The sequence below is a fragment of the Ruegeria sp. HKCCA5839 genome (genome assembly GCF_013035585.1).
Lineage (GTDB): Bacteria > Pseudomonadota > Alphaproteobacteria > Rhodobacterales > Rhodobacteraceae > Ruegeria.
Window position 1 is genome coordinate 38159 of record NZ_WQIE01000014.1, and the last position, 23679, is coordinate 61837.

At 56.7% G+C, this 23679-nt stretch carries 21 protein-coding genes and 1 pseudogene; 6 read left to right on the forward strand and 16 right to left on the reverse strand.

Annotation, left to right across the window (positions count from 1 at the left end):
• Nucleotides 1-44: 44 nt before the first annotated feature.
• From GOV38_RS22425 to GOV38_RS21205, 3 genes and pseudogenes are all read right to left on the reverse strand, one after another.
• Nucleotides 45-518 (reverse strand): annotated as a pseudogene (locus GOV38_RS22425) (ABC transporter substrate-binding protein); the annotation flags it as partial.
• On the reverse strand, nt 515-1285 hold the full coding sequence (locus GOV38_RS21200; RefSeq protein WP_171210241.1) for a GntR family transcriptional regulator: 771 nt from the start codon (nt 1283-1285) through the stop codon (nt 515-517). The pseudogene GOV38_RS22425 and the gene GOV38_RS21200, both read right to left, overlap by 4 nt.
• 302 nt (nt 1286-1587) lie before the next feature.
• On the reverse strand, nt 1588-2034 hold the full coding sequence (locus GOV38_RS21205; RefSeq protein WP_171103831.1) for an Lrp/AsnC family transcriptional regulator: 447 nt from the start codon (nt 2032-2034) through the stop codon (nt 1588-1590).
• Between the two features lie 128 nt (nt 2035-2162).
• Here GOV38_RS21205 and GOV38_RS21210 point away from each other — a divergent pair, with 128 nt between their 5' ends.
• Both GOV38_RS21210 and ctlX read left to right on the forward strand, forming a co-directional pair.
• Nucleotides 2163-3212, forward strand: coding sequence for an ornithine cyclodeaminase (locus GOV38_RS21210; RefSeq protein ID WP_171210242.1), 1050 nt, complete (start codon nt 2163-2165; stop codon nt 3210-3212).
• 19 nt (nt 3213-3231) lie between these two features.
• Nucleotides 3232-4149, forward strand: a complete 918-nt coding sequence (gene ctlX / locus GOV38_RS21215) for a citrulline utilization hydrolase CtlX (protein WP_171210243.1) — start codon at nt 3232-3234, stop codon at nt 4147-4149.
• 45 nt (nt 4150-4194) lie between these two features.
• On the opposite strand, the gene GOV38_RS21220 is transcribed toward ctlX, so the two are convergent.
• The 3 genes from GOV38_RS21220 to GOV38_RS21230 are packed head-to-tail and all read right to left on the reverse strand — an operon-like array spanning nt 4195 to nt 7264.
• Nucleotides 4195-5814 carry a long-chain fatty acid--CoA ligase gene (locus tag GOV38_RS21220; RefSeq protein WP_171210244.1) on the reverse strand — a complete coding sequence of 540 codons (1620 nt, stop codon included), beginning with the start codon at nt 5812-5814 and terminating at the stop codon, nt 4195-4197.
• Between the two features lie 44 nt (nt 5815-5858).
• Nucleotides 5859-6758, reverse strand: coding sequence for a metal-dependent hydrolase (locus GOV38_RS21225; RefSeq protein ID WP_171210245.1), 900 nt, complete (start codon nt 6756-6758; stop codon nt 5859-5861).
• A gap of 20 nt (nt 6759-6778) precedes the next feature.
• Complete coding sequence (locus GOV38_RS21230) at nt 6779-7264, reverse strand: hypothetical protein (RefSeq protein WP_171210246.1); 486 nt, start codon at nt 7262-7264, stop codon at nt 6779-6781.
• Between the two features lie 126 nt (nt 7265-7390).
• Between GOV38_RS21230 and GOV38_RS21235 the strand changes: the two genes are divergently transcribed.
• Nucleotides 7391-10129, forward strand: coding sequence for a LuxR C-terminal-related transcriptional regulator (locus GOV38_RS21235; RefSeq protein ID WP_171210247.1), 2739 nt, complete (start codon nt 7391-7393; stop codon nt 10127-10129).
• A 3-nt stretch (nt 10130-10132) separates the two neighbouring features.
• On the opposite strand, the gene GOV38_RS21240 is transcribed toward GOV38_RS21235, so the two are convergent.
• Nucleotides 10133-10453, reverse strand: coding sequence for a 2Fe-2S iron-sulfur cluster-binding protein (locus GOV38_RS21240; protein ID WP_171210248.1), 321 nt, complete (start codon nt 10451-10453; stop codon nt 10133-10135).
• A gap of 120 nt (nt 10454-10573) precedes the next feature.
• Here GOV38_RS21240 and GOV38_RS21245 point away from each other — a divergent pair, with 120 nt between their 5' ends.
• Nucleotides 10574-11980, forward strand: a complete 1407-nt coding sequence (locus GOV38_RS21245) for a coniferyl aldehyde dehydrogenase (RefSeq protein ID WP_171103843.1) — start codon at nt 10574-10576, stop codon at nt 11978-11980.
• Between the two features lie 35 nt (nt 11981-12015).
• Here GOV38_RS21245 and GOV38_RS21250 read toward each other — a convergent pair whose 3' ends face one another.
• The 4 genes from GOV38_RS21250 to GOV38_RS21265 form a co-directional block, all read right to left on the reverse strand.
• Nucleotides 12016-12570: a hypothetical protein gene (locus GOV38_RS21250; RefSeq protein WP_171210249.1), complete on the reverse strand. Its 555-nt coding sequence runs from the start codon at nt 12568-12570 to the stop codon at nt 12016-12018.
• A gap of 11 nt (nt 12571-12581) precedes the next feature.
• Complete coding sequence (locus GOV38_RS21255) at nt 12582-14216, reverse strand: pyridoxamine 5'-phosphate oxidase family protein (RefSeq protein ID WP_171210250.1); 1635 nt, start codon at nt 14214-14216, stop codon at nt 12582-12584.
• A 67-nt stretch (nt 14217-14283) separates the two neighbouring features.
• On the reverse strand, nt 14284-14910 hold the full coding sequence (locus GOV38_RS21260; protein ID WP_171210251.1) for a glutathione S-transferase family protein: 627 nt from the start codon (nt 14908-14910) through the stop codon (nt 14284-14286).
• Nucleotides 14911-14947: 37 nt separating this feature from the next.
• A complete protein-coding gene (locus GOV38_RS21265) occupies nt 14948-15424 on the reverse strand; it encodes a nuclear transport factor 2 family protein (RefSeq protein WP_171210252.1) in 477 nt (158 codons plus the stop codon).
• Nucleotides 15425-15562: 138 nt separating this feature from the next.
• On the opposite strand from GOV38_RS21265, the gene GOV38_RS21270 reads away from it, so the two are divergent.
• Nucleotides 15563-16468, forward strand: coding sequence for a LysR family transcriptional regulator (locus GOV38_RS21270; protein ID WP_171210253.1), 906 nt, complete (start codon nt 15563-15565; stop codon nt 16466-16468).
• A gap of 88 nt (nt 16469-16556) precedes the next feature.
• Here the strand turns inward: GOV38_RS21270 and GOV38_RS21275 are convergent, their stop codons facing one another.
• The 5 genes from GOV38_RS21275 to GOV38_RS21295 form a co-directional block, all read right to left on the reverse strand.
• On the reverse strand, nt 16557-17336 hold the full coding sequence (locus GOV38_RS21275; protein WP_171210254.1) for an MOSC domain-containing protein: 780 nt from the start codon (nt 17334-17336) through the stop codon (nt 16557-16559).
• A gap of 195 nt (nt 17337-17531) precedes the next feature.
• On the reverse strand, nt 17532-18305 hold the full coding sequence (locus tag GOV38_RS21280; protein ID WP_171210255.1) for an IclR family transcriptional regulator: 774 nt from the start codon (nt 18303-18305) through the stop codon (nt 17532-17534).
• 147 nt (nt 18306-18452) lie between these two features.
• A complete protein-coding gene (locus GOV38_RS21285; RefSeq protein ID WP_171210256.1) occupies nt 18453-19811 on the reverse strand; it encodes a TRAP transporter large permease in 1359 nt (452 codons plus the stop codon).
• On the reverse strand, nt 19811-20476 hold the full coding sequence (locus GOV38_RS21290) for a TRAP transporter small permease (RefSeq protein WP_171103860.1): 666 nt from the start codon (nt 20474-20476) through the stop codon (nt 19811-19813). Before GOV38_RS21290 ends, GOV38_RS21285 begins: the two co-directional genes overlap by 1 nt.
• Nucleotides 20477-20544: 68 nt before the next feature.
• Entirely contained in the window at nt 20545-21783 is a 1239-nt protein-coding gene (locus GOV38_RS21295) for a TRAP transporter substrate-binding protein (protein ID WP_171132903.1), read from the reverse strand.
• Nucleotides 21784-21909: 126 nt separating this feature from the next.
• Here GOV38_RS21295 and GOV38_RS21300 point away from each other — a divergent pair, with 126 nt between their 5' ends.
• Nucleotides 21910-23526 carry a GMC family oxidoreductase gene (locus tag GOV38_RS21300; protein ID WP_171210257.1) on the forward strand — a complete coding sequence of 539 codons (1617 nt, stop codon included), beginning with the start codon at nt 21910-21912 and terminating at the stop codon, nt 23524-23526.
• The last annotated feature ends 153 nt before the right edge of the window (nt 23527-23679 follow it).

Below are 23679 nucleotides of genomic sequence, written 5' to 3' on the forward strand. Positions count from 1 at the left end.
GTTGAACGCCTCATTGCCACCGCTTCGACAACATGCTCGGGCACAACTGACAGTTTGACAAGCTGCGCCATCAGGGCCGGGTAGGGGCCATCGGTGGTCAGCTTGACCTTGTTGCCATCAACGACTTCGGCCCCGATGATCTGGTTGAATTGCCCCAGCTGTGGCGAGGCGAAATCGGGGTTGGTGATCCGAAGAACCGAATAGACCACGTCGGACGGCTCCAACGGCTCACCATCGTGAAAGGTGACATCGTCGCGAATGGTCAAAACCAGCTCGGTATCGCTGACCTGTTCCCATTCGGTGGCGAGTTGGGGGACAATTTCACCTGCGTTGTTGCGGGTGACCACATTGTCGAACACATTGCGATAGTCGTAATAGCTGTCGGGGTTCCACTGCAGATGGGGATCCAGCGACGACGGCTCGCCCGCCAGATCGATTGTAATGTCACGCGCAAAGGCTGGCAGGGCAAAAACAGCCAGTGCCACACCGGTCATTAGTCCTTTGAAGGTTGAAGTCATGAGGGTCTCCTGTTGGGGGCAGCTGTTTGTTTGCTGCGCGCAATGACCCCGCTGCCGGGGGTGAGAGGAGCCTCGCTTTTCAGGAGTTGGCGAAGGAAGAAGGCCTCTTGCGCGTCAATGAGGGAAAGCCGGGCCGCAGCCACGGCGTCGGCGTCTTCGGAAAGGACCGCTTTGACCAAGGCATTGATGTCATCGCGGCGAAAAATGGTGCTGTCGGATTCATCTTCGAGAAACCGGGTGATGCGTGCGGTATGATGCCAGAGCTTTCGAAGATGGCGGGCGGTAAATGGATTGATGGCGCCCAGCAACAACCCATCGATCCGGTCGACATAGTGCCGGAACGAAGCGATGGCAGCGGCTTCATCCCGAGGGTGAAGCGCTTCGATCACATCGGCAATATTCTTCAACTCGGCCCGCGCCTGCACATCCAGACGCGCGGTTGAGAGCATAGGTTCAGCGATCCGGCGCGCTTCAAGAACCTGACCGATCAGCGCGCCGGTGACCGGCAGGATCAGCCAACCGGTGCGGGGTTGTGGCAAAGCCCAATTGTCATATCCCAGACGCGTCAGCCCGGCCCGTGCCGCCGCTCGGGTCAGCCCGAACCGCTCCATCGCGTCTGCTTCGGTCAGAATTTCGCCTGGCCGGATTTCACACCAGATCACCGCATCCAAAAGCCGGTCTTCAGCGAACCGTGCCTTGGCCTCGGGTGCCGGGGGCGCCCCGTCTTCCGAGCCGGAACGCAAAAGAGGTGAGCTGGGATCATACATGAAAATTTCATCCTTTTCGTTCTGACATGTTGAAAAGACCTAATTGACATTTCAAAAAAAAATACACGGGCCGACGCTACAGAAACTAGCGCCAAACTTCCGGGTCTTTCACCGCTGTTTTGCCTTAAGTCTCTGATTTAATAATGTTTAATGGGCGTGGTTCAGCCGGATCACCGCCCCAAAGCCAGCGCGGCTTGTGCGTAAAGAATAAGCAACTCAACTGGTCGGGCGCAGGTCAACAGCACCGTGCGGCTGCAAAAGCGATTCGGATTCGGGAAAAACAGCAGCAATAGCCAGCTGCGTCACACGCTGGACAGAAGGAGGCTTGTTTCGCTGTTTGAAACGCCGTCGATCATCCTGACCTCGCGCAGCACGCGGTCGAAATCGTGCAGCTTGGCCACGCGCACCTCGGCCACAAGATCCCAGTTACCATTTGTCGTATGCAGTGCAAACAGCTCGGGCATCCCGCGCAACGCGCGAATGACCTGGCTGGTGGATTTCCCGACAACCTCGATCATCATGATCGCACGGATATAGTCCTCTTCGTAGTCCTCGCGCACGCGCGCGGTAAAGCCCAGCAGCGCACCGGTGTCCAACAGCTTGTCCATCCGGCTTTGCACCGTGGCGCGGGTCACGCCAAGCAGATCAGCCAGTTTTGACACCGGCGCGCGGCCATCGCGCCGCAGCAACGCAATCAGCTGTCGGTCAAGATCGTCATAGATATGTTTGCTTTGACCAGGTCGTGTCATTCTTGGCTTTCTGTCAAATTGGGGTGCGCATTTTGTATATCGGGTGATCCTATCATCTAACAATTAGCTCATTTATTCTGAAATTCTAACAGGAGATACTGTCAAAAACGAAGAATCGAAGGTGCCTCATGACAAAGCCATCCCCCTCTGAACTTGCATTTGTTCCCTTTGTCAGCGTCGAAAACATGATGCGGCTTGTGCATAGCGTCGGCATCGAGGCGATGCTGGAAGGGCTTGCCGCCTATATCGAAGACGATTTCCGCCGGTGGGAAAAGTTCGACAAGACCCCCCGCGTCGCCAGCCATTCGGATGTCGGCGTGATCGAGCTGATGCCGACCTCGGATGGTGAGGCCTATGGGTTCAAATATGTCAACGGGCATCCCAAGAACACCAAGGAAGGGCTGCAAACGGTCACGGCGTTTGGCCTGTTGGCGGATGTCTATACTGGCTACCCGGTCCTGCTGACCGAGATGACCATCCTGACCGCGCTGCGCACTGCCGCGGCCTCGGCGATGGTGGCCAAGCATTTGGCACCCAAAGGTGCGACTTGCATGGCAATGATCGGAAATGGGGCCCAGTCCGAGTTTCAGGCCACGGCGATGAAAGTGCTTTGCGGTATCGACACCTTGCGCCTTTATGATGTGGATCCGAAAGCCACTGAAAAACTGGTGCGCAATTTGACTGGGCGCGGGTTCAACATCATCGCGTGCAACACGCCCGAAGAGGCCATTGAGGGCGCTCAGATCATCACGACCTGCACCGCTGACAAGCAGAATGCGACCATCCTGACGGACAACATGGTTGGCGCTGGCGTGCATATCAATGCAATCGGAGGCGACTGCCCGGGCAAGACCGAGCTGCACAAGGACATCCTTGAACGCTCGGACGTCTTTGTCGAATACCCGCCGCAGACACGGGTTGAGGGCGAGATTCAGCAGATGCCCGAAAGCTTTGCAGTGACCGAAATGTGGGAAGTTATCACCGGCGCCAAGCCCGGCAGGACCGGTGATCGTCAGATCACCCTGTTTGATGGCGTGGGCTTTGCGATTGAAGACTTCTCGGCCCTGCGCTTCATTCGTGATCGCATCAAAGGCACGGATTACTTCCAGGATCTGGATATGCTGGCCGACCCCGACGATCCTCGCGATCTGTTCGGTATGCTGTTGCGTTCGGCGTGATCAGGCGAGAGGCTATTCAATGGAAAAACCCAGCATTCAGGCACCGTCTTCGGTGATCATGATCCGTCCGCACCATTTCTCGGTGAATACGCAGACAGGTGACAACGTGTTTCAGGCCAACCCGCCAGCCGATGGGGATATCGCGCAGCAAGCCTATGATGAGGCGACGCGCTCGGCCGAAATCTTGCGTCAGCATGGTGTGCATGTGCATGTGTTCGAAGGCGAAGACCCTCGCACGCCGGATTGCGTGTTCCCGAACAATTGGTTTTCGACCCATGCGGGTGGTCACGTGGCTGTTTATCCGATGAAAGCGCCAAACCGGCGGTTGGAGCGGCGCACGGATGTGATCGAGTTGCTCAAACAGGAATACCGTGTTCAGGACATCATCGACTATTCAGGGCTGGAGCAGGACAACCTGTTCCTCGAAGGCACTGGCGCGATGGTGATCGACCACGCAGATCGCGTGGCCTATGCGGTTGAATCCGACCGGACCAGCCCGATCTTGCTGGAACGGTTTTGCACCCATTTCAACTATGAACCCATGGCCTTTGCCGCGACCGATCGGCGGGGCGTGCCGGTGTATCATACCAATGTGCTGATGTGCATCGGAACCGACTATGCCTTGATCGGGGCCGAGATGATCACTGATGAAAAGCGCCGCCAGGAAGTTGTTGATCGTCTTGCCCAGCCCGGTCGAGAGGTGATTGATCTGAGCCATGATCAGATCGAAGCCTTTGCCGGCAACGCGATTGAACTTCAGGGGAAAAACGGGCGCATTCTGGCCCTCTCGCAAACGGCATTTGATGCGCTGACCGACAGCCAAAAGGCAATCATTGAAAAAAGTGCGGCGCTTGTCCCGCTGCCGATCCCGACCATTGAAATGGCGGGCGGCTCGGTCCGCTGTACGATAGCGGGGGTCCATCTGGCGCGCCGCTAGAGAATGTGAAAGGGCGGGTTCTTACCCGCCCTTTGTCAATTTGCATTAGGCCAATGTGACGTCTTTTGCGTAAGTCTCGCGAAGCTTGGTCTTGACGATCTTGCCGGTTGCGTTGCGCGGGATTTCGTCGACAAAGATTGCACGATCCGGGATTTGCCATTTCGCGATCTTGTGCCCATACATTTCCAGAACCGCAGCCTCGCTGAGCTCGGCCCCATCCACCAATTTGACCAGAATGACCGGTCGTTCATCCCATTTGGGGTGCGGCACCGCAATGGCGGCGGCATCGGCAATTTTCGGATGCGCCATTGCGATGTTTTCCAATTCGACCGACGAGATCCATTCGCCACCCGATTTGATCAGGTCCTTGGACCTATCCAAAATGGTGACAAACCCATCCGCGTCGATACTTGCGATATCTCCGGTATCGAACCATCCGTCCTGCGTGGCCGGGGTATCGGTTGCAAAATACTGCTCGACGATCCAGTGACCTTTGATTTGCAAGATGCCTGTGGCGCCGCCACCCGTGCTGGCTTCGCTGCCATCCTCGTTCAACACTCTGAGCTGAACACCAAAGGGGGGCCGCCCCTGGGAAACGCGAATCTTGTTCTGCTGTCGGCTGGTCAACGCAAGCTGCGCATTTGTCAGATGATTGATCACCCCAAGCGGGCTGGTTTCGGTCATGCCCCAGGCATGGATCACCTCAACCCCGAACACATCCCGGAAGGCATCCATCATCGACGGCGGGCAGGCCGAGCCGCCGACGACAGTGCGTTTCAACGGCAGGTCATCGGGCGTGTTTTCGGCCAGGGCCTGCAACAACCCGGCCCAAATGGTCGGCACGCCAGCGGCAAAGGTAGCGCGTTCTTCCAGGATCAATGACAACAGGCTGGACCCGTCCAGTTTTGGCCCGGGCAAGATCAGTTTGCAGCCCGCCATCGCCGCCGCATAGGGGATGCCCCAGGCGTTGACATGAAACATGGGAACCACGGTCAGAACCGCCTCGGACGCGCCCAGCCCCATGCCATCAGCGGCCATCAGAGCCATCGAATGCAGCATGGTGCTGCGGTGGGTATAGGCAACGCCTTTGGGGTTGCCCGTGGTGCCCGAGGTGTAACACAGGCTCGAGGTGCTGGTCTCATCGATTTCGGGCCAGTCAAAATCGGTGTCTCCAGTGGCCAGGAAGTCGTCAAAGAACTCGGCATTGGGCAATTGTGCGGCCAAAGCGTCAGATTTGGGTGCCAGGATGATGACGCGTTCTACGACGCTCAACCGTTCGCCCATGCCAGCGACGATGGGAACAAAGGTTTCGTCGATGAACAGGATGCGATCCTGCGCGTGGGCGACGATATATTCCAACTGATCGGGGAACAGACGCGGGTTGATCGTGTGGCAGACGAACCCTGCACCAGAACTGCCGAAATAGATCTCGAGATGGCGCAGGTTGTTCCAGGCGATGGTTGCGACCCTGTCCCCTTGGGCCAGTCCGGCCTTGGTCAAAGCGCTGCCCAACTGTCGGGCGCGGCGTGCCACGGTGCCCCAGTTGCTTTTGGTTTTCGAGCCGTCAGTCTCGACCCCCACCACTTCGGTGGCAGCGTGACAGCGTTCCGCGTGCTCAATTGCAGCGCCGATGGTCAGCTGCTGCATCATCATTTTTCCAAGCATTTTTTGTTCCTTTGGCCGGTCAGTCCTGTTCTTTGCAAACAGGTTCATTCGGGCATCTCATACATAAGAATTTGTGCCATCTGGCGGTGATCGATCGACAAGACCTCGCCGCCATCATCTTCCCAGTTGCGCCATGCAAACCCCACGGGGTTCTTGCGCTGGTTCACAAGCGGATGGTTGCGGGGGGTGTAGTTCCGTTTCAACACTGGTAGGGCCAGCCAGGCCATTTCCGCCATGGTCTTGGTCAGGAAACTGACGCTTTTCCAGGTGCCGCGGATGGATTTGAAATACCCCTCGACCTTGCACATGTGGAAATAGGCCTTGCAGGTTTCCTTGACGATATGCCACAGCGCCTCGGCCACCATGCGACGGCGGTACCATTCATCTTCCCCATAAAGATGCTGATAGGCTTCAAAGGCCACGGCGCCGTGCTCAACCTCTTCGACCTGGTGCCAGACCCAAAGGGCGCGCACTACCGGATTGGCGTCGTGCATCCACTTTTCGTAATTGTCCAGGATGATCATGCCAGCCAGAAAGGTGAATGTCTCATACCCTGCTGTAAAACCGACCAGACGGCGCAAGTCGTCCTTGCGCGCCATGTTGGCGAAATCCTGTTTGGCATGTTTGTCCAGCGCATCCACCTTGGGGTAGCATTCCGAAAGATACTTGTTGAACGCGATAAAGTTCTTGGCGTGGTGCGCCTCTTGGCCGATGATGTCCGACACATCGCTGCGCAGCTTGTCATCGGTGATCTTGGGCTTTGCCTTACCCAACGCCGCGATCAGGTAGCGCTCGAAATAGGGCACGTGGACACCAAGCGCATTGATGAAAATCGCGAATTCAGGGCAGGATTTGCTCCAAACGGGCGAGTCCATTTCTGTGGTGTCGAACTTCAACGTGCGGACCTTGATATTGTCCATCGGATGTTCGTCGGTGATCTTCATCGTCTCCTCCATTCGATTGGTTACAGGTCGCGTTTACTGGGCAGGGCCATGAGCAGGCGGGCCAGGATGATCAGCAGCAAGACCGCCGCGATCACGGCCGGGATATAGGCGATGAACGACGCCCAGTTCGCGCCCCCTGCCGGGGTTTCCGACAGCGCCAGGCCGCGGTTGGGTGAGAAGGCGCCAAAAATGTAGAACAGCACATTTGCCCAGGCCACAAAGACCAGACCTTTGGAAATTCCGGCCTCTTGTCGTGTGGTCAGGACAAAGCGCGGATACAGAGCGGCCACAGCCAGCAGCATGATCCCGTTCATCAAACAGCCCGTATGCATGCGCGCCCACGCGGCTGTGGTGCCGGGCATCTGATAGTCGATGACAAGAGGGATTGGTGACAGGCTGATTTGGCCCAGAATCGAAAACGTCAGGCCGAATCCGCAGATAAGCCCGATGATCATCACTAAAATTCCGTGTTTGATCAGCCGGTTGGCGTGCAATTGATCTGACATGTAATCCTCCCCGTTCTTGTCAGTTGTTGAAGGTTAGGTGCCAAATCCAACCTTGACCCCAAACTTTCGGTTAGGTGATTGCCGCGCCTTGCGCCTTGGCTCTATTGTGCGCGCAGGGAGAGAGATATGGATGACACGCCAGACCATCAGGATGTGACCATCCTGATCGAGACGAAGCTGCAGTCGCCGAAACTGACCAAATCGAACATCTCACGCGAGAGGTTTGTCGCGCGATTTGCGGCCGAGCAATCGGAATCGGCGTTGTTTGTGGCTGCGACCGGCTACGGCAAGTCCACTTTGATGCGTCAGCTTTTCGACGAAACCGCCTCGCAGGGGCAGCGGGTCGGATGGTTGGGTTTGGATGGCTTGGACAACCGGCCCGCCGTTTTCCTGGCCTATTTCGTTCGCTTGCTGACCGAGGCCGGTGTCATCGATGCGGCAGAGCTGTTTCAGCAGACCAGCATGACCGATCCCGAAGATCTGGATCGCGCGTTCGAACTTCTCAGCCGTGCCGCCGCCCGTGTCAACGTTCCCACTGCGCTGTTTTTCGACGATTTCCACTGTATCGACTCGCCGGTGTTGCTACGTGGTTTTGGTCGGTTTCTGGATTCGGCATCGACCGATCTGCGGGCATATATCGCGGCCCGCGCGACCCCGAGGCTTGAGATTCAGCGCCGGGAAATGGAAGGCCGTTTGGTGGTGATCGACGCGGCGCAGATGAAGTTTTCGCAGATCGAGGCGGAACGGTTTTTCGAAAAGTCTCTGGATCAGTCTTTGCTGCCGTCGGATGTGTCGAACATCATGAAATCGACCGAGGGCTGGGCGGCGGGTCTGCAAATCGCCACGGCGTCGATCGTGGCGTCCCGAAAGAGGATTGGGCAGATCCCGGCCAGGTTCCGGGGGTCGAAGGAACGGGTCGCTCGGTATCTTTATGACAACGTCATGGAGAACCTGCCCGATGACGTACGGGACTTTCTGCTCAGCACTGCGCCTCTGCGCCGTTTCAGTGTTCCGATGTGCGAATATGTGCGCGATCAGCAGGGCAACCGAAAGATTGTTCAATGGTTGATCGACACCGGTCTTTTCATCATTGCGCTGGACGAAGACGCCACCTGGTTTCGCTATCACCATCTGTTTGCTGAATTCCTCACTGAAACAGCGCAGCAGGATCCCACCTTTCAGAAAGCTGACATCTATCGCCGTGCCAGCGAATGGTGTCTGGAATTTGGCTATCTGGACGAGGCGATCCATTACCTGCTCGACATTCGCGATTTCGACGAGGCCGCACGGCTGATTAGTGAAAGCGCGCCGCGGATCGCGCGTCAGCAGGGGGATAACACGATGCTGATCCGGTGGATCGAGGCATTGCCAGCATCCTATCACAACGCCTACCCCGCGATGATGCTGGATTACGCTTTCTCTTTGGCGTTCACCCATTCAACCTCTCAGGCGCTGGCGATTGTGCGGCAGGTCAAGGATCGCATTTCGTCAGAGGCAGAGTTTCACGACATTCTCGCCTATGCCGAGACGGTTGAAGCGCTGGCCTTGGCGGCGCAGGATGACCGGGATGCGGCACTGGCCAAGATCAAGGATACGCGCAAACGCTGGCCCGGATGCGAGGCCGGGGTGCTTGGGATCTTGTGCAACATCGCTGCCTATTGCCAGATGGCAGCGCAGAACCCCGATATCGCCCTGCGAGAAGCGATGGATGGACGCGTTCTGGGGATGCGGGCCGGGCTGCGCTATGTCTGGCTTTGGGCCGATTGTATCGATGTTATGGTGCACTGCCGGACGGGCAATCTGACCGCCGCGCATGAGTCTTTGCGGCGCGCGCTTTCGGATGCGGTTCAGGAAGGCGAAAACACCTTGCTTGGGCTGATGGTGCATATGCTGTCTGCAAATCTGGCCTATTTGCAGGGTGACCTGTCGACTGCCAAAGACGAACTTGCGCTGGGGACCGGGTTCAGTGCCACTTATGGCCCGCTGGAACCGCTATTGATTTCACATAAGGTACGCGCGGGTCTGGCAGCGCTGGAAGGTCAGGACGCTCGTGTGATGGAAGTGCTGGAGCGCGGGCAGTCTCTGGGCTTGCGCAACGGGTTGCCGGGGCTGGCCTTTGTTACTTTGGGTATGCAGATTTCTTTCCTGGCGCGGCGTGGAAACGCGGCCGAAGCGCATCGTTTGGCCACACAATGGGGTGTTTTCGACGGCAGTTGGCAGACACGGTTCAAGGGGTCACATGATGTGATTGCGGTTTGGCAAAAGCGGATCCGGGCCGAGCTGGCTCTGGCCGAGGGGCGTTTTGCCGACGCGCTGCAAATCCTCGAAGATCTGGAGCGGCGACTGAAATCCAAATGGCCCCAAGACGAATTGCTGTGCTTTGCGATCCTGAAATCCCATGGGCTGTCGGAATCTGACCGTCACACCGAAGCCGCGCGCGAATTGTCCCGTGCAGCAGATCAGGCCCATCGTTTGGGTCTTGTCGCGCCGTTTCTGGAATTTGCCGATTTTGCGCGCCCTGTCCTGCAAAAAATTGTCGAGCTTAGACGGGCTGCCGGTACTGACAGTGAACTGATCGCTCAGTCGGGGCCGTTCAAACTCCTTCAGCGCATGGATCCCGAAACACGCGCCGAAGCCGATCCCTCAGAAAAAGACGACGATCTGTGGGTCGCAGAAGAGCTCACCAATCGGGAGATTGAACTGCTTCAGCTGATCGAAAGCGGCATGACAAATGCGCAACTGGCCGCGCATCTGGTTCTGTCAGTGGCCACTGTGAAATGGCATCTACACAACGTCTTTCAGAAGCTGGGTGTAAAAAACCGAATTGGGGCGCTGGCCAAAGCCCGCAAACACGGACTGATCTAGCGCTCAGCCCTGTTCGGTTTCGACCGTTGCGTGAAGGCCGTTCATCTCTTCGGTCAGAATAATCTGACAGGTCAGGCGGCATTTTTCCGGTTCGGCGACCGAGAATTCCAGCATATCGTCTTCTTCTTCCGAGCGGCCTTGCAATATGTGCTGCCAGTCTGACGAAAACGACATCGCGCAGGTTCCGCAGGCCGCAGCCCCACCGCAATCGGCGTCAATCCCGCGGATCATGTTGTTGCGTGCGGCTTCCATCAAAGTGCTGCCCGCTGCCACTTCCAGTTCATGTGTGGCTTTGTCGGCATCCACAAGCGTGATCTTGATCATCAGGTCCTCCCGGTTTCACTTGTGGTCACCCTAAGCGCCCCCGCTGGAAAGATACCCAAACTTAAGTTTGGGCCAAGCGTCGGCGTGCTGCGATATCCGATTTGGCAAGGGAGAACACCAATGACAGATATTCGCGCGATCTTTGATGCTCAGAAAGCAGCCTATGCGGCTGAGCCTTATCCCAGCCTTGCCACGCGGTTGCAGCGCCTGCACCTGTTGGCGCAAGTACTGGGTCAGCACAAAGAGGGTTTGATCTCGGCGATTGAAAAGGATTTTGGCTGTCGCGCGCGGTCAGAAACCCTGATTGCCGAGATCTTGGGTTGCCACGGTGCCATTCACTATGCCGAGAAGAACCTGCGCAGGTGGATGCGTAAACAAAAGCGTCACACCTCGTTCTGGTCGCTTCCGGCCAAATGCTATGCTTTGCCGCAGCCCAAAGGCGTGGTGGGGATCATGTCACCCTGGAATTACCCGCTGCACCTTGCGATCGCCCCTTTGGTGGCGGCGCTGGCGGCTGGCAACCGGGCGATGATCTGGCCGTCCGAGGAAACCCCGAACCTGGCGCAGTATCTGTCGAATATACTCAGCGAAACCTTTGAGCCTGACGTGGTCAAGGTAGTATTGGGCGACCGTTCGGGCGCGCCTGAATTTGCAGCGCTGCCTTTCGATCATCTGCTGTTTACGGGGTCAACGCGCGTGGGCAGGCTGATTGCTGCGGCGGCGGCCCCGAACCTGACCCCTGTCACGCTTGAGCTGGGCGGGAAAAGCCCCGCCATCGTCGCGCCGGACTATTCGGTTCATGAGGCTGCCAAGCGGATCACGTGGGGCAAATCCTTCAACGCCGGGCAGACCTGTATCGCGCCGGATTATGCGCTGGTCCCGCGCGGCCAGGAAGAAGTGTTTGCCCGCGAAGTGTTGCGCAATTTCAAGTCGTTCTACAATTCGATCCTCGATTACGACTATACCGCCATCATTTCGGAACGGTTCTTTCGGCGGATACGTGAGCTGCTGCAAGAGGCTGAAGAAAAGGGTGCGACCATTCTGCAACCCAACGGGATCACAGAAAGTGTGGTGGATGGAACCTATAAGTTCCCACTGACCGTGGTTCTGAATGCGCCACCAGATTGCGCTTTGATGCAGGAAGAGATCTTTGGCCCGATCCTTCCAGTGGTCGGCTACGACAAGCTGGACGATGCGCTGGAGGTGATCAATGGGCAGGATCGTCCGCTGTCTTTGTATTGCTTCAGTGGGGATGAACTGACCCGGCGGCGCGTCATGCGTGAAACCCATTCAGGTTCGCTGGGCGTAAACGAGGCGTTGTTGCAATACATCCAGGAGGACCTGGCTTTTGGCGGGGTCGGGGCCAGTGGGATGGGTGCGTATCACGGCAAGGAAGGCTTTGATACGTTCAGCCATTCAAAATCGGTGTTTGAGCAAAGGGGGATCGGGCATCTGACCGGTACCAAGCTGCTTTATCCGCCGTATGGTCCGGTTGCCAAACTGGTGCTGCGGGTGATGGGGGCCTGATTTTTCGAGCCCAGATTTTCCGCAATTTGTGTTAGTCAGTCGATCAATCCACGAGCGCGCGCCTGGGTTTGGAAATCGGCCCAGGCGTCTGGGAACCCCTGAAGCGGCCAGTTCAAAGACCGTGACACGCCCCGCCCATCGCGAAAGTCAAAGAGGAACGCGCCGCCCTTTTGCATCTGGGCGATGATCGTATCTGCCCCGCGCCCATCGAACCGGTATCCCAGACCTGTCAAACAACCCGGCCAGAGGGTGCGCCAAACGACCGTTTCGTCTCGTTCGATCCTGAACCCGTTGGGGGCAAAGAGCGTGCCGGGTTCGATCCCGAACTCGACCTCGTAACCCTGTTCCTGCGGTGTGATAAAGACAAATTGACCGCCAAAATGCGGACGCCCTGAAAAAACGTCGACCCAACGGATATAGCAGCGCTGATTTAATTGGCCGTCTTCGGGTCTTTCGTCACAGATCGACTTCCAGATACCAAACGGGCTGTAATGGGTATTCACCCAATTGCTGGCGGTATCATTTCCTTGCAAATCCTGCGCCGAGGCAGGAGCGGCCAGAAGTGTCAGGAGCAACAACAGGGTTCGCATGACTGAGATCATCAACTGCCGGGGCCAAATGTTTCGAAATGAATATGCTCGGGCGCGACCCCCAGCGCTTCAAGCCCGTTGCGGATATCCGCCAGAAACGCCGCAGGACCGCAGAGCATGTAGTGGGCATCAGGCCCCGCGTTCAAACCGATCAAGCCTTCGGCCGTAACCCGCCCCTCGACATCGTAGTCAGAGCCCAGAACATCATCCGGGCCCGGGCGGCTATAATGAACCTGGCGCAGCACATTGTCATGTTGTGCTTCAAGCGCATCCACCTCATCGCGCAGCGCATGGCTTTGTTTGTTGCGGGTGCCGTGGACATACCAGACCGGGCGCGTATCGCCTGCGGACGCATAGAGCATGGACAGCATCGGTGTCAGGCCGACCCCGGCGCTGACCAAGACCAGCGGGCAATTGCTGCAAGGGATAACAAAGTCGCCCGAGGGTTTATGCGCCTCAAGATAGGCGCCCTCGGCGGTGGCGTCATGAAGGAAGCGTGACACCAGCCCCAGCTCTTCTCGCTTGATGCTCAGCCGATAGAAATCGCGCACGGTCGAAGGGCCGGACAGTGAGTAGTTTCGCGTTGACGTGCCTTTTTGGCCGGGAATCTGCACTTCGATGGGCAGGTTCTGGCCCGCCTCAAAGCTGTCCAGGGGGCGGTCATCAACCGGAGCCAGATAGAATGATGTAATCTGATCTGTTTCCTTGACACGTTTGACCAGTTTCAACCGCCGCGGCAGATGGTCTTGCTTTCCCCAGCGCAGAGACAATGCCGCAGGGCGGTCGAGCACAGCGTCGATTTCAACATCGATGGTCCGGAGCGCATCCGGGTCATGTGCGTTGCGCCCGTCCCAACCAATTGTCGCGCGGCCCGAGATATGCAGCAGGCCGCCAGTATCGAAATCGACAAAGACCAATCCGATATGCGGGTCATTTGTCAGATTGCCGATGGTGTTGAAAAAGTTGTTGCCCGGATAGTCGGGGATCTGCAGATGCGTGCCGTCGATCACATGCACAAAACCGGGGATACCACCGCGATGTGAGGCGTCATAGCCGCGCGAAGGCGCATCCTCGCCCGCCATATAGCCTGACCCGATGAACATCGTATCCGACCGACCAATCAGTGCGATCTGTTCATCGTTCAGATCGGTTGACTGCTTGGCAACGAGCGCGGCGGTTTTCTCGACACGTTCCCAGACGCGTTCGTGAATGTATTGCGGGCAATTGCCGAACGACTGATGGATGTCGATCGTATAGCCCGCCTTGGACCGCTGAACATATCCGCTGAACCGGTTGCGGCGGCGGGTCGCAAGCTCGATCCCGACCGCGCCGATATTTGCTCCTTGCGCAAAGCTGGATGCGAGGGGGTCTGTTTCGTCCAACTCGGTTGCAAGGGTAATTCGGCGCGGATCAGGGGATCGGATGAAGTTTTCGGGACCGTCGATCAGGGTGACCCATGTCCGCCCGTTTTGGTCGCCACCAGCGATGACGAAAAAGGGCAGTTGCTCAAAGAAATCCCGATGTTGTTGAGGCATATAGTCCCGAATGAAACCCGCGGCCCATTTGGCAACATCACCGACTCCGGCCCGTTTTTGGGCCTTTAATTCGCCGGTATGAAAGGGGTTGGTGTCGGTTGATTTCAACATGACGGACCTTTCAGGGTTAAGAGGGCGTTGGGCGTCGGGTGGAGAGATTGGCCGACGCCCATCGTGCTTAGGCCAGTTCCGGGATCGGTGACGCAGCCATCGGGACGAATTTGTCTTGGCTTTCCACCCGGTTCAGCCAGGCGCGAATATTTGGGTAGGGAGCCAAATCGACACCGCCCTCTGGTGCATGGGCGATATAGCTATAGGCTGCCACATCCGCGATTGTGATTGTGTCAGTTGCCAACCAGTCGCGGCCGTCCAGATGCGTGTCCATGATCTTGAACAGGTCGTGCGATTTGGCGACCGAGGCATCATGATCAAGCGGTACGCCAAAGACCTTGACCAGTCGGGCAGCGCAAGGGCCTGAATAGATGTTGTCCGCCGCGATGGTCAGCCAGCGTTGAACCTCGGCTGCTTCTTTTGCGTCTGTGGGCATCCAGTCAGACCCAGCGGCATAGGTTTGCACCAGGTAGACAAGGATCGCGTTGCTATCGGCCATGGTGTGGCCGTTGTCATCAATCGCGGGCACCAATCCAAACGGGCTGATTTTCAGATAGTCCGGTGCTTTGTGGGCTCCGTTGGCCATGTCGAGATCGATTGTCTCATAGGAAAGTCCCAGCAGGGCCAGCATAAGTTCCACACGGTGGCAGTGGCCAGATTTTGGGTTGCGGTAAAGTTTGATGGGAGAAGTCATTTCACTTCCTTTTCAGTTTATTGCCGTTTGCCGGCGACTAAAGTCCGAGATCGCTCAGGCCAGGGTGGTCGTCAGGGCGGCGGCCCAGCGGCCAAAAGAACTTTCTCTCTTGCTCTTTGATCGGCAGTTCGTTGATGGAAGCGTGGCGGTGGGCCATATATCCGTCTTTGTCGAACTCCCAGTTTTCATTACCGTAGGCACGGAACCAGTTGCCGCTGTCGTCGTGGTATTCGTAGGCATATCTGACAGCGATCCGGTTGTCGGAATGCGCCCAAAGCTCTTTGATCAGGCGATAGTCCAGTTCCTTGTTCCACTTTCGTGTCAGGAAGGCCTCGACCTCTTCGCGGCCCTGAGGAAACTCCGCCCGGTTGCGCCATTTGGTATCCGGCGTATAGGCGAGCGCGACCTTTGCGGGATCGCGGCCGTTCCAGCCGTCTTCAGCCAGTCTTACTTTCTCGCGCGCGGTTTCGGCGGTGAAAGGAGGTAGTGGGTGACGAGGGGGTTCACTGGTCATTTCAAGTCCTTCGAAAAGTGCTGTTTCGGCTTTCATCATCTGCCCAGAGAAATAGTTAAAACTACGAAACGACGTAATAGCCTTCCAAGGAAATATATTATTTTGTAAAACGATAATAATAAGAGGGTTTAGTGGACTATGGATCGAATACGGTCTCTTGAGGTTTTTGTAGCTGTTGCCGAAGCAGAAAGCTTTGCGGGTGGTGCGCGTGTCGTAGGCCTAAGCGCACCATCGACGACCCGTGGCGTAAACGCTTTGGAAGAACGTTTGGGTGTGCGCCTGTTCACGCGCACGACACGTCGGGTGCGATTGACGGATATTGGCAAGGCCTACTTGGAAGACGCTCGAAATGTTTTGGCGCAGTTGCAAGCAGCGGATGATGCGGCGTCGGGTGCGGCCTCAAATCCTTTGGGCCTTTTGCGCATTACTTGTTCAAACGAACTTGGACGGATCTATGTCACACCTATTCTGACAGATTTTCTAGATACTTACCCTGATGTTTCGGTCGAAGTTCTGATGGTAGATCGCATCGTCAACATGGTCGAAGAAGGGTTCGACATCGCTGTTCGGCTTGGGCAATTGCCATCGTCTGGTTTGTCGGCTGTTCGTGTCGGGCATGTCAGGCGCGTTGTCTGCGGTGCTCCGTCGTATTTCGACAGATGTGGCGTGCCGCAAACGCCCGAAGACCTACGTGAGCATCAGGTTGTGTCAGCTTCTCCGGTGAGCCCTGTAACTGAATGGCGCTTTGGGACAGAAATGCAGCACTCCGTGCGCTTGCATCCAAGACTGGTCGTAAGCAGTGTCGCTGGCAGTATCTCGGTCATTAAGCGCGGTTGGGGGCTCAGCCGCCTTTTGTCCTACCAAGTCGGTCCCGAACTTGAGTGCGGGCAGCTAAAGACGGTGCTCGAAGATTTCGAGCCCGATCCTCTTCCGATACATCTTGTTCATATCGAAGGACGCCGCGCTGCTGCGAAAGTCCGATCCTTTATTGATTTTGCAAAAGAACGGCTCAGGTCCGAGGCTGCCCTGAACCGTAACCTATAGAGCGTCATCATCGAAACATATCGGCCATTCGCTGCCTCGTGGGCAGTTGAATGCGACGATCAAGCGGAACACTGATGTTGTCGCGCTTTCAGAGCACCAACTGGCCCGTGTCACCCTGATGGATGGTTCCGCCCGAAACCACTTCGACGTAAACACCCATGTCCATATGCCCAAGTTCCTTGCGCAAAAGATATGGAAGTTTAAGATCACGCTCTGCGGTTTCGGGGTTCACTTCGGTTGCAGCGCATCGTTTTGTGCGCGAAATCAGTCGCAAGGTCGCGTCGCCGAATTTGAAAGACGCACCGACTGCTTCTAGTTCTTCAAACGGGTCCAGGCCGTCGATTTCGATATTCGCGCGAAAACGGGCTGGGTTCAGCTCTGTTCCCAGGCGTTTGCCCAGTTCTTTGACCGATGCGATGTTAACGACTGAAATCGCGTTCATCATCACAGGCGATACAACCGAAACGTCGGTAAAGCGATGAGGGGCAGAGGACACGAAAACCGGCGGCTCGGGGTCGCTGAGTTGCAGTTCGTCAAAAAGAAACGTCGCTGCCGCGATGCGACCGTCCTGAGTCTGCATATCGAAAGACGAAATTTTCTGACCAGAATTGATTTCCAACTGCTGAGTGTTCGAGTTGAACTGCGTATCAAGACCGGCCAATGCGGCTTCCTTCAGCAGGACAACGAAACGATCTTTTGGCAACGGCTTGGGGTTTTGTGGGTCAAAACCCGAGTTATGGCGTGCAAACCCATACAGACGGTCACCGGGAATGCCGTCTCCTGCGGTAAGTTGAACAGACTCAAGCCGTTCTGCGCTGAGCCCTTTGATCGGGAAGCGGTTAATGCGTGTGATGGTGATATCGGTCATCTGTTGTCCTGCCTTGCGTGCGGTTCGGGAACCGGCAGACGCTGAGGCCTGCGCAATCTTGTGGATTTGAATGAGGGCTTCGTACACTCATTTCGTTGCAAATGAAACGAATACTTGGCGAATGTAACGGCTTGGTTACCTGGTCTGTGCTGCTTTGTTTTGGAAAAAAACGTTTTCGGATCGCAATCTGTGCCTTCAAACCGTCAGCAGAGCAGATAACTGTTTGGCAGCAGACATGAGTTTTTCGACATGTGTGACAGCTTCTTTCATCGACAATCTTTGTTCGGGGGCATGAAAGGAAAGTGTGGAAACCAAGCGCCCATGGTGATCCAAGATGGGCACAGCAACCGCGATCATGTCTTCCATGAACTCACCGTTATCGGTTGCGTAACCGTTTTTCCGGATCCGTTCGATATCTTCCAGCAACGCTTGCGATTCCGAAAACGTGGCCTGCGTGCGCGGCTCAAGTGGCGTGGTGGCGACATAGCTGCGCAGATGGCGCTGATCGAGCGTGCTGAGGTACATCTTGCCTGATGCGGTACAATAAAAGGGCACGCGTGTTCCGACCGGCAGCTGAATGCGCAACGGCCATTTGGTTTCGATCCGATCAAGATAGATCATCTCGTCCCGGTCAGGGATGGCGATGTTGCAGGTCTCGCCAATTTCTTCGGCCAACATGGTCAGCACAGCGACACGGGCGGTTCGAATGCGCAGCGACGATAAGATACCCGTCGACATCCTGCGCAAGCGTTGACCGGGCGAATAGGCTCGACCGTCGATCTCACGTTGGATGAAACCTTCGCTTTCCAGCGTATGAAACAAACGGTGAATTGTTGGTTTGGGCAGGCCGATGTCCTGGTTGACTTCCGTCGGAGTTAGCGGAACCCCGGCCTTTGCCATGGCCTCAAGAACAAGCAGAAGACGCAAGTTTGTTGGAATGCCTTCCTTCTTCTCTTCGTCTTTTGCCATAGTCCTTGTCTGCCTCCGGTTCGGTTCCGGGTCGATCTATCCAGACCGAGCCAGAGTTGTCGAGGGGCTTTAACTTACCTTGACCAATACCTTTACGTGTAAGGGGGCGGATTGTGTTTGCTTACACACAATCCGCCCACCTGCGGTTTAGTTGCCGGGCAGCAGCGCTAAGGCTAGCTGCGGGACCAGCGAGATCAGGATCCACACCGACAGCAGCGCCGCCAGATAGGGAACCGTATAGCGCAGCAATCGGAAGTAGGGCACGCCCGTCACACCCGATGCCACATAGAGGTTGAGCCCGTATGGCGGTGTGATGAACCCGATAGAAGCCCCCACCAGGAAGATCACCGAGAAGTGGATCGGATCAATGCCAACCGATGCCGCAATGGGTGCCAGAATCGGTGCCAGGATGATCGTGACCGGCAAGCTTTCCAGCACCATGCCCGAGAAGAAGACGATGACCATCGAGGTGAACAGCACCGCGTGATAGCCACCCATCGAGGTCACAAAGTTCCCGATGGTTTCCTGCGCGCCCAGAAGCGACAGGATTTGCTGCATCACCACCGAAATCGCGATCAACGGGGCCAGAATGCCGGTGATCTGAGCGGAGCGGATCACAACCGAGGGGATCTCGGGGATGGTGAAGCCTTCGACAACCAGCATCTCGGCAAAGCTCTTCTCGGTCGGCGGAACATCGTCGCGCGCACCCATGATCTTGTTGATCGGATAGCTGACAAGACCCGCGATGACACAGAAGCCAACGGTCACACCCGCAGCCTCGGTCGGTGAGAACTTACCGGTATAGATGCCCCACAGCACCAGGCCGATGGCGAAAAAGCCCAGCCACGCGCCGAAAGCGGTCTTGAGAACCCGGTTCAGTTGCAGCGGGATCAGATAGCCCCAGCCATTCATGCGGCAGATGACCCAGCAGGCGAACTGCATGCCAAAGACCATCAAGGCGCCGGGCAGGATACCCGCCACAAACAGTTCCGAGATCGGCAGGTTCATCAAAAAGCCGTAGACGATGAAGATGATCGACGGTGGGATGATGATCCCGACAGTACCACCCGCGGCAGCGGTGGCAGCACTGAACCGTTCGTCATAACCGCCCTTGACCATCTCGGGGTGAAGCATCGACCCGATTGTGGCCGTGGTGGCCGAGTTCGAGCCCGAGATCGCGGCAAACAGGCCACAGGCGCCCAGCGACGCCATGGCAAGCCCGCCGCGTATCCAGCCCAGACAGGCATAGGCAAAGTCACTGAGCCTGCGCGCGATGCCCGATTTGTTGATCAGGTCACCGGTCAGGATGAAGAGCGGCATCGCCAGAAGGGCAAAGCCCTTGTTGAAGACGTTCAGCAGCTCGGCGCCCATATTATCCAGGGTCAGACCCAGAACAAAGGAACAGCCGATAACCCAATAGCCGATAACCAGCAAAACGGGGACGCCCAGCATAAACAGGAACGTAACGCCCAGCGAAATTAGTGTAACCCAGGTTCCGTCAGCCATTAGTCTGCCCCAATCATTGCTTGTTTGATCAACGGCTCACCGGTTTTCCAGTTTCTCAGGTCGTCGGCGAGGTTTTGGAACACGCGTCCAACCATTAGGAAAAACGACAACGGCGCGGCCAGCAGGAACCACCATTGCATGATGTTGTCCGTTCCAAGAACGATCTGAAAGTTCGACGCGGACAAGGCGACCAGACGGATGGTTGTTACGATCACGATGACCGCAAAAACATACCAAAGAACAGCGTCCAGGATCAGGCAGGCCAACTGACCTGCGCGCGGCATGGCGCTGCGAAATTCGCTAAAGCTCAGATGGGTGCGCAGCCGGACATTATAGGATGCGCCAAACCAGGCCATAACCATGAAGAGCAGAGGAGGAATGGTCGTTGACCATGGCTCTTGATCATTGAACACAAAACGATCGATCACACCCCAGAAAATGATCAGGGCGATGGCGAGATACGAATAAACCATAACCGAACGCTCGAAGTGGCGTTCTACAAAAGGAACTTTGCGGTAGATCAGCATGATGAGGTACCCACCTATTGCCGATACCACTGCACCAACGACCCATGTCGCGTTGGATTCCAGTGCGGATTGAATTTCGAATGAATCGAAGGTGAGTAGCGCGCTGAAGATAGCGCCGACGTCTGCCCAAAAAGACATGAACCCCGTCCTCCCAGTCGGTGTTTAATGGAACCGGCCCGTTTGGGCCGGTTCGTATTGAGTTTAGATTAGGCTTCGCCTTTCCACCAGCGGCGGGGTTCGACGTTTTCTGGCAGCATGTCTGCCGGGATCTCACGCGCGATGTCGTAGATCTCTTGATAGGTGTCAATGCCACCGGCCCAGTTGTTCAGCCGCTCGCGCCACTGCGCCCAAGGCTCTGGGTTGTAGTTGGGGGCACACATTTCTTCAGCCAGCTTGATCTGGTCATCCGGCAGGAAGGCCGGGCGTACGCCGTTTTCGGCGAAGATCGTGTTGGGCAGTTGCGGATCCGAGAACCCAACGGTGTTCAGAAGCGCGGCTTCGTTTGCACCTTGGATCAGGGCCTGCGTGAAGTACGAGGACTCCATGACAGCGTCCTGAAGTTCACCGCCCAGGCTGTCGAAGACTTCTGCCGACATCGATGTATGCTCGGTGCCGCAGAAGAACTTGAGGTCTACAGACTGCGAGACCACAGGCGCCATGTTGGCATAGGCCACCGCAGATGCCCATGTTTCCGCACCGTCGATCAGACCGGTTTTCAGAGCGTCCAGGGTTTCTTCCCAGGCCACCGGAACCGGGTTCAGGTTGAGCAGCTGCATCGCGATCCGGCCCAGCTGAGTGCCTGTGACGCGGTTCTTGGTGCCAAACAGATCTTCCAGCTTGGTCACGGTGGGTTTGTCCGCAAAGTTCGAGCCCATCTGCAGGCCGCGCAGTTCACAATGTGTGAACAGGAACTTCAGTCCGTGACGCTTTTCAAGCGGCTCACGCAGGATGCGCTGGCTCGCCGGGTGATAGAAGAAGTAATACTGCGCCGCACGGCTCGGGAACATATAGGCATAGTCCAGAACGTTCAGATAAGGCGCGCCACCGGCCGAGTTTTGGGTCGAGGCAGCATAGATATCGACAATCCCCTGCTGAGTCTTTTCGACGCAGCTCAACTGACCACAGATCTGGTTGTCACCGATGAACTCGATCCGAATCTCACCGTCGGTGCGTTCTTCCAAGTCACGGGCAAATTCGATCGCACCCGCACGTTCGATCAACAGGTTGCGCGTGTTGAAACCCGAGGCACCGAACTTCAGTGTGAACTTCGGCTCTTTCGAAAAGCGTTTTTCGTAAGTCGATTCAGCCGCTTGCGCCAGATTTGCCAGGCTCATCGCGCCGCCAAATCCACCCGCAGCCAGCAGCGTCGAGCTCATTCCATACCGACCTGCAACCCTAAAAAAGTCGCGACGCGATATCCCTTTTAGGTTCTCCGAAACTTTCATGTGCACCTCCTCCTGCGCAGAAAATGAAATTTATGAGACTTGCAGTATCATTTTTAGTCAGTTATTCCCAATGAGGCAAGCGAAAGTTGTTCTGGATCAAGTCAAAATCCAAGGGAGGAACAAAAGATGCAGTCAAATCAAGCTGATTACATTGTCGTCGGTGGGGGCTCGGCTGGCTGTGTTTTGGCGAATCGCCTCAGCAAAGACCCGGCGAACAAGGTTGTCTTGATCGAGGCCGGTCCGCGTGACTGGAACCCCTGGATCCACGTTCCGGTGGGCTATTTCAAAACCATGCATAACCCGACCGTGGATTGGTGCTATCGCACGGAACCCGATCCGGGATTGAATGGCCGGTCCATCGATTGGCCGCGCGGCAAGGTGCTTGGTGGCTCGTCTTCGCTAAACGGTCTTCTCTATGTGCGCGGTCAGGCCGAGGACTATGACCGCTGGCGTCAGATGGGCAATGAAGGCTGGGGCTGGGATGACGTTCTGCCCCTGTTCAAGCGTTCGGAACAGCAGGAGCGTGGCGCGGACGAGTTCCACGGCACCGAGGGTGAGTTGTCGGTATCGAACATGCGCCTGCAACGCCCGATTTGTGACGCCTGGGTCGCCGCCGCGCAGACGGCAGGCTATCCGTTCAACCCCGACTACAATGGCAAAGCGCAGGAAGGTGTGGGCTATTTCCAGCTGACCACGCGCAATGGCCGCCGGTGCAGCTCTGCCGTGGCCTTCCTGAACCCGGCTCGCAAGCGTCCGAACCTCAACATCATCACCAATGCGCAGGTCAAACGCGTGAACGTGGCCGACGGGCGCGCGACCGGTGTGACCTATCTGGATAAGGCAGGGCGCGAGCACACAGTGACCAGCAATCGCGAGGTCATCTTGTCTTCGGGCGCGCTTGGATCGCCGCATATCCTGATGCTGTCGGGTATTGGTGAAGCCGAGCACCTCAAGGAAAACGGCATCGACGTAGTGGCCGACATGCCCGCGGTCGGAAAGAACATGCAGGATCACCTGCAGGCCCGTCTTGTATTCAAATGTAACGAACCCACGCTGAACGACGAAGTACGCAGCCTGTTCAATCAGGCCAAGATCGCCGCGAAATACGCCATGTTCCGTGCGGGCCCGATGACCATGGCCGCCAGCCTCGCGGTGGGTTTCATGAAGACCGGCCCGCATGTGGATACGCCCGATATTCAGTTCCACGTTCAACCCTGGTCGGCCGACAGCCCGGGCGAAGGGGTTCACCCGTTCTCGGCCTTTACCATGTCGGTCTGCCAGCTGCGCCCCGAAAGCCGTGGCGAATTGCGACTGGATGGAAGCGACCCGCGCAAACATGTGAAAATCCACCCCAACTACCTGTCGACAGAGCTGGATTGCCGCACTGTAGTCGAAGGGGTGAAAATCGCCCGTAAGATCGCCCGTTGCGATCCGTTGGCCTCGAAGATCTCGGAAGAATTCCGTCCAACCAAAGATCTGGATATGGACGATTATGAAGGCACGCTGGATTGGGCGCGGAACTATTCCTCGTCGATCTATCACCCGACCGGAACCTGCAAGATGGGTGAGGGTGAGAACACGGTGGTCGACAGCCGCCTGCGTGTGCATGGCATTCGTGGCCTGCGCGTGGCCGATTGTTCGATCATGCCCGAGATTGTCAGTGGCAATACCAACGCCCCCGCCATCATGATTGGCGAAAAGGCCAGCGATATGATCTTGGAAGACCGCGCGCGGGCTTCCTGAACTCTTTAGATTACCCATCGACCTCAGGGGCTGTCTGGCCCCGCGAACTCCCTCCGAGCGTTATGCGACCGCTCTTGGATATTGAAAGGACAGTAGCCATGAAGATGACGACCGAAGAAGCATTTGTGAAGGTTTTGCAGATGCATGGGATTG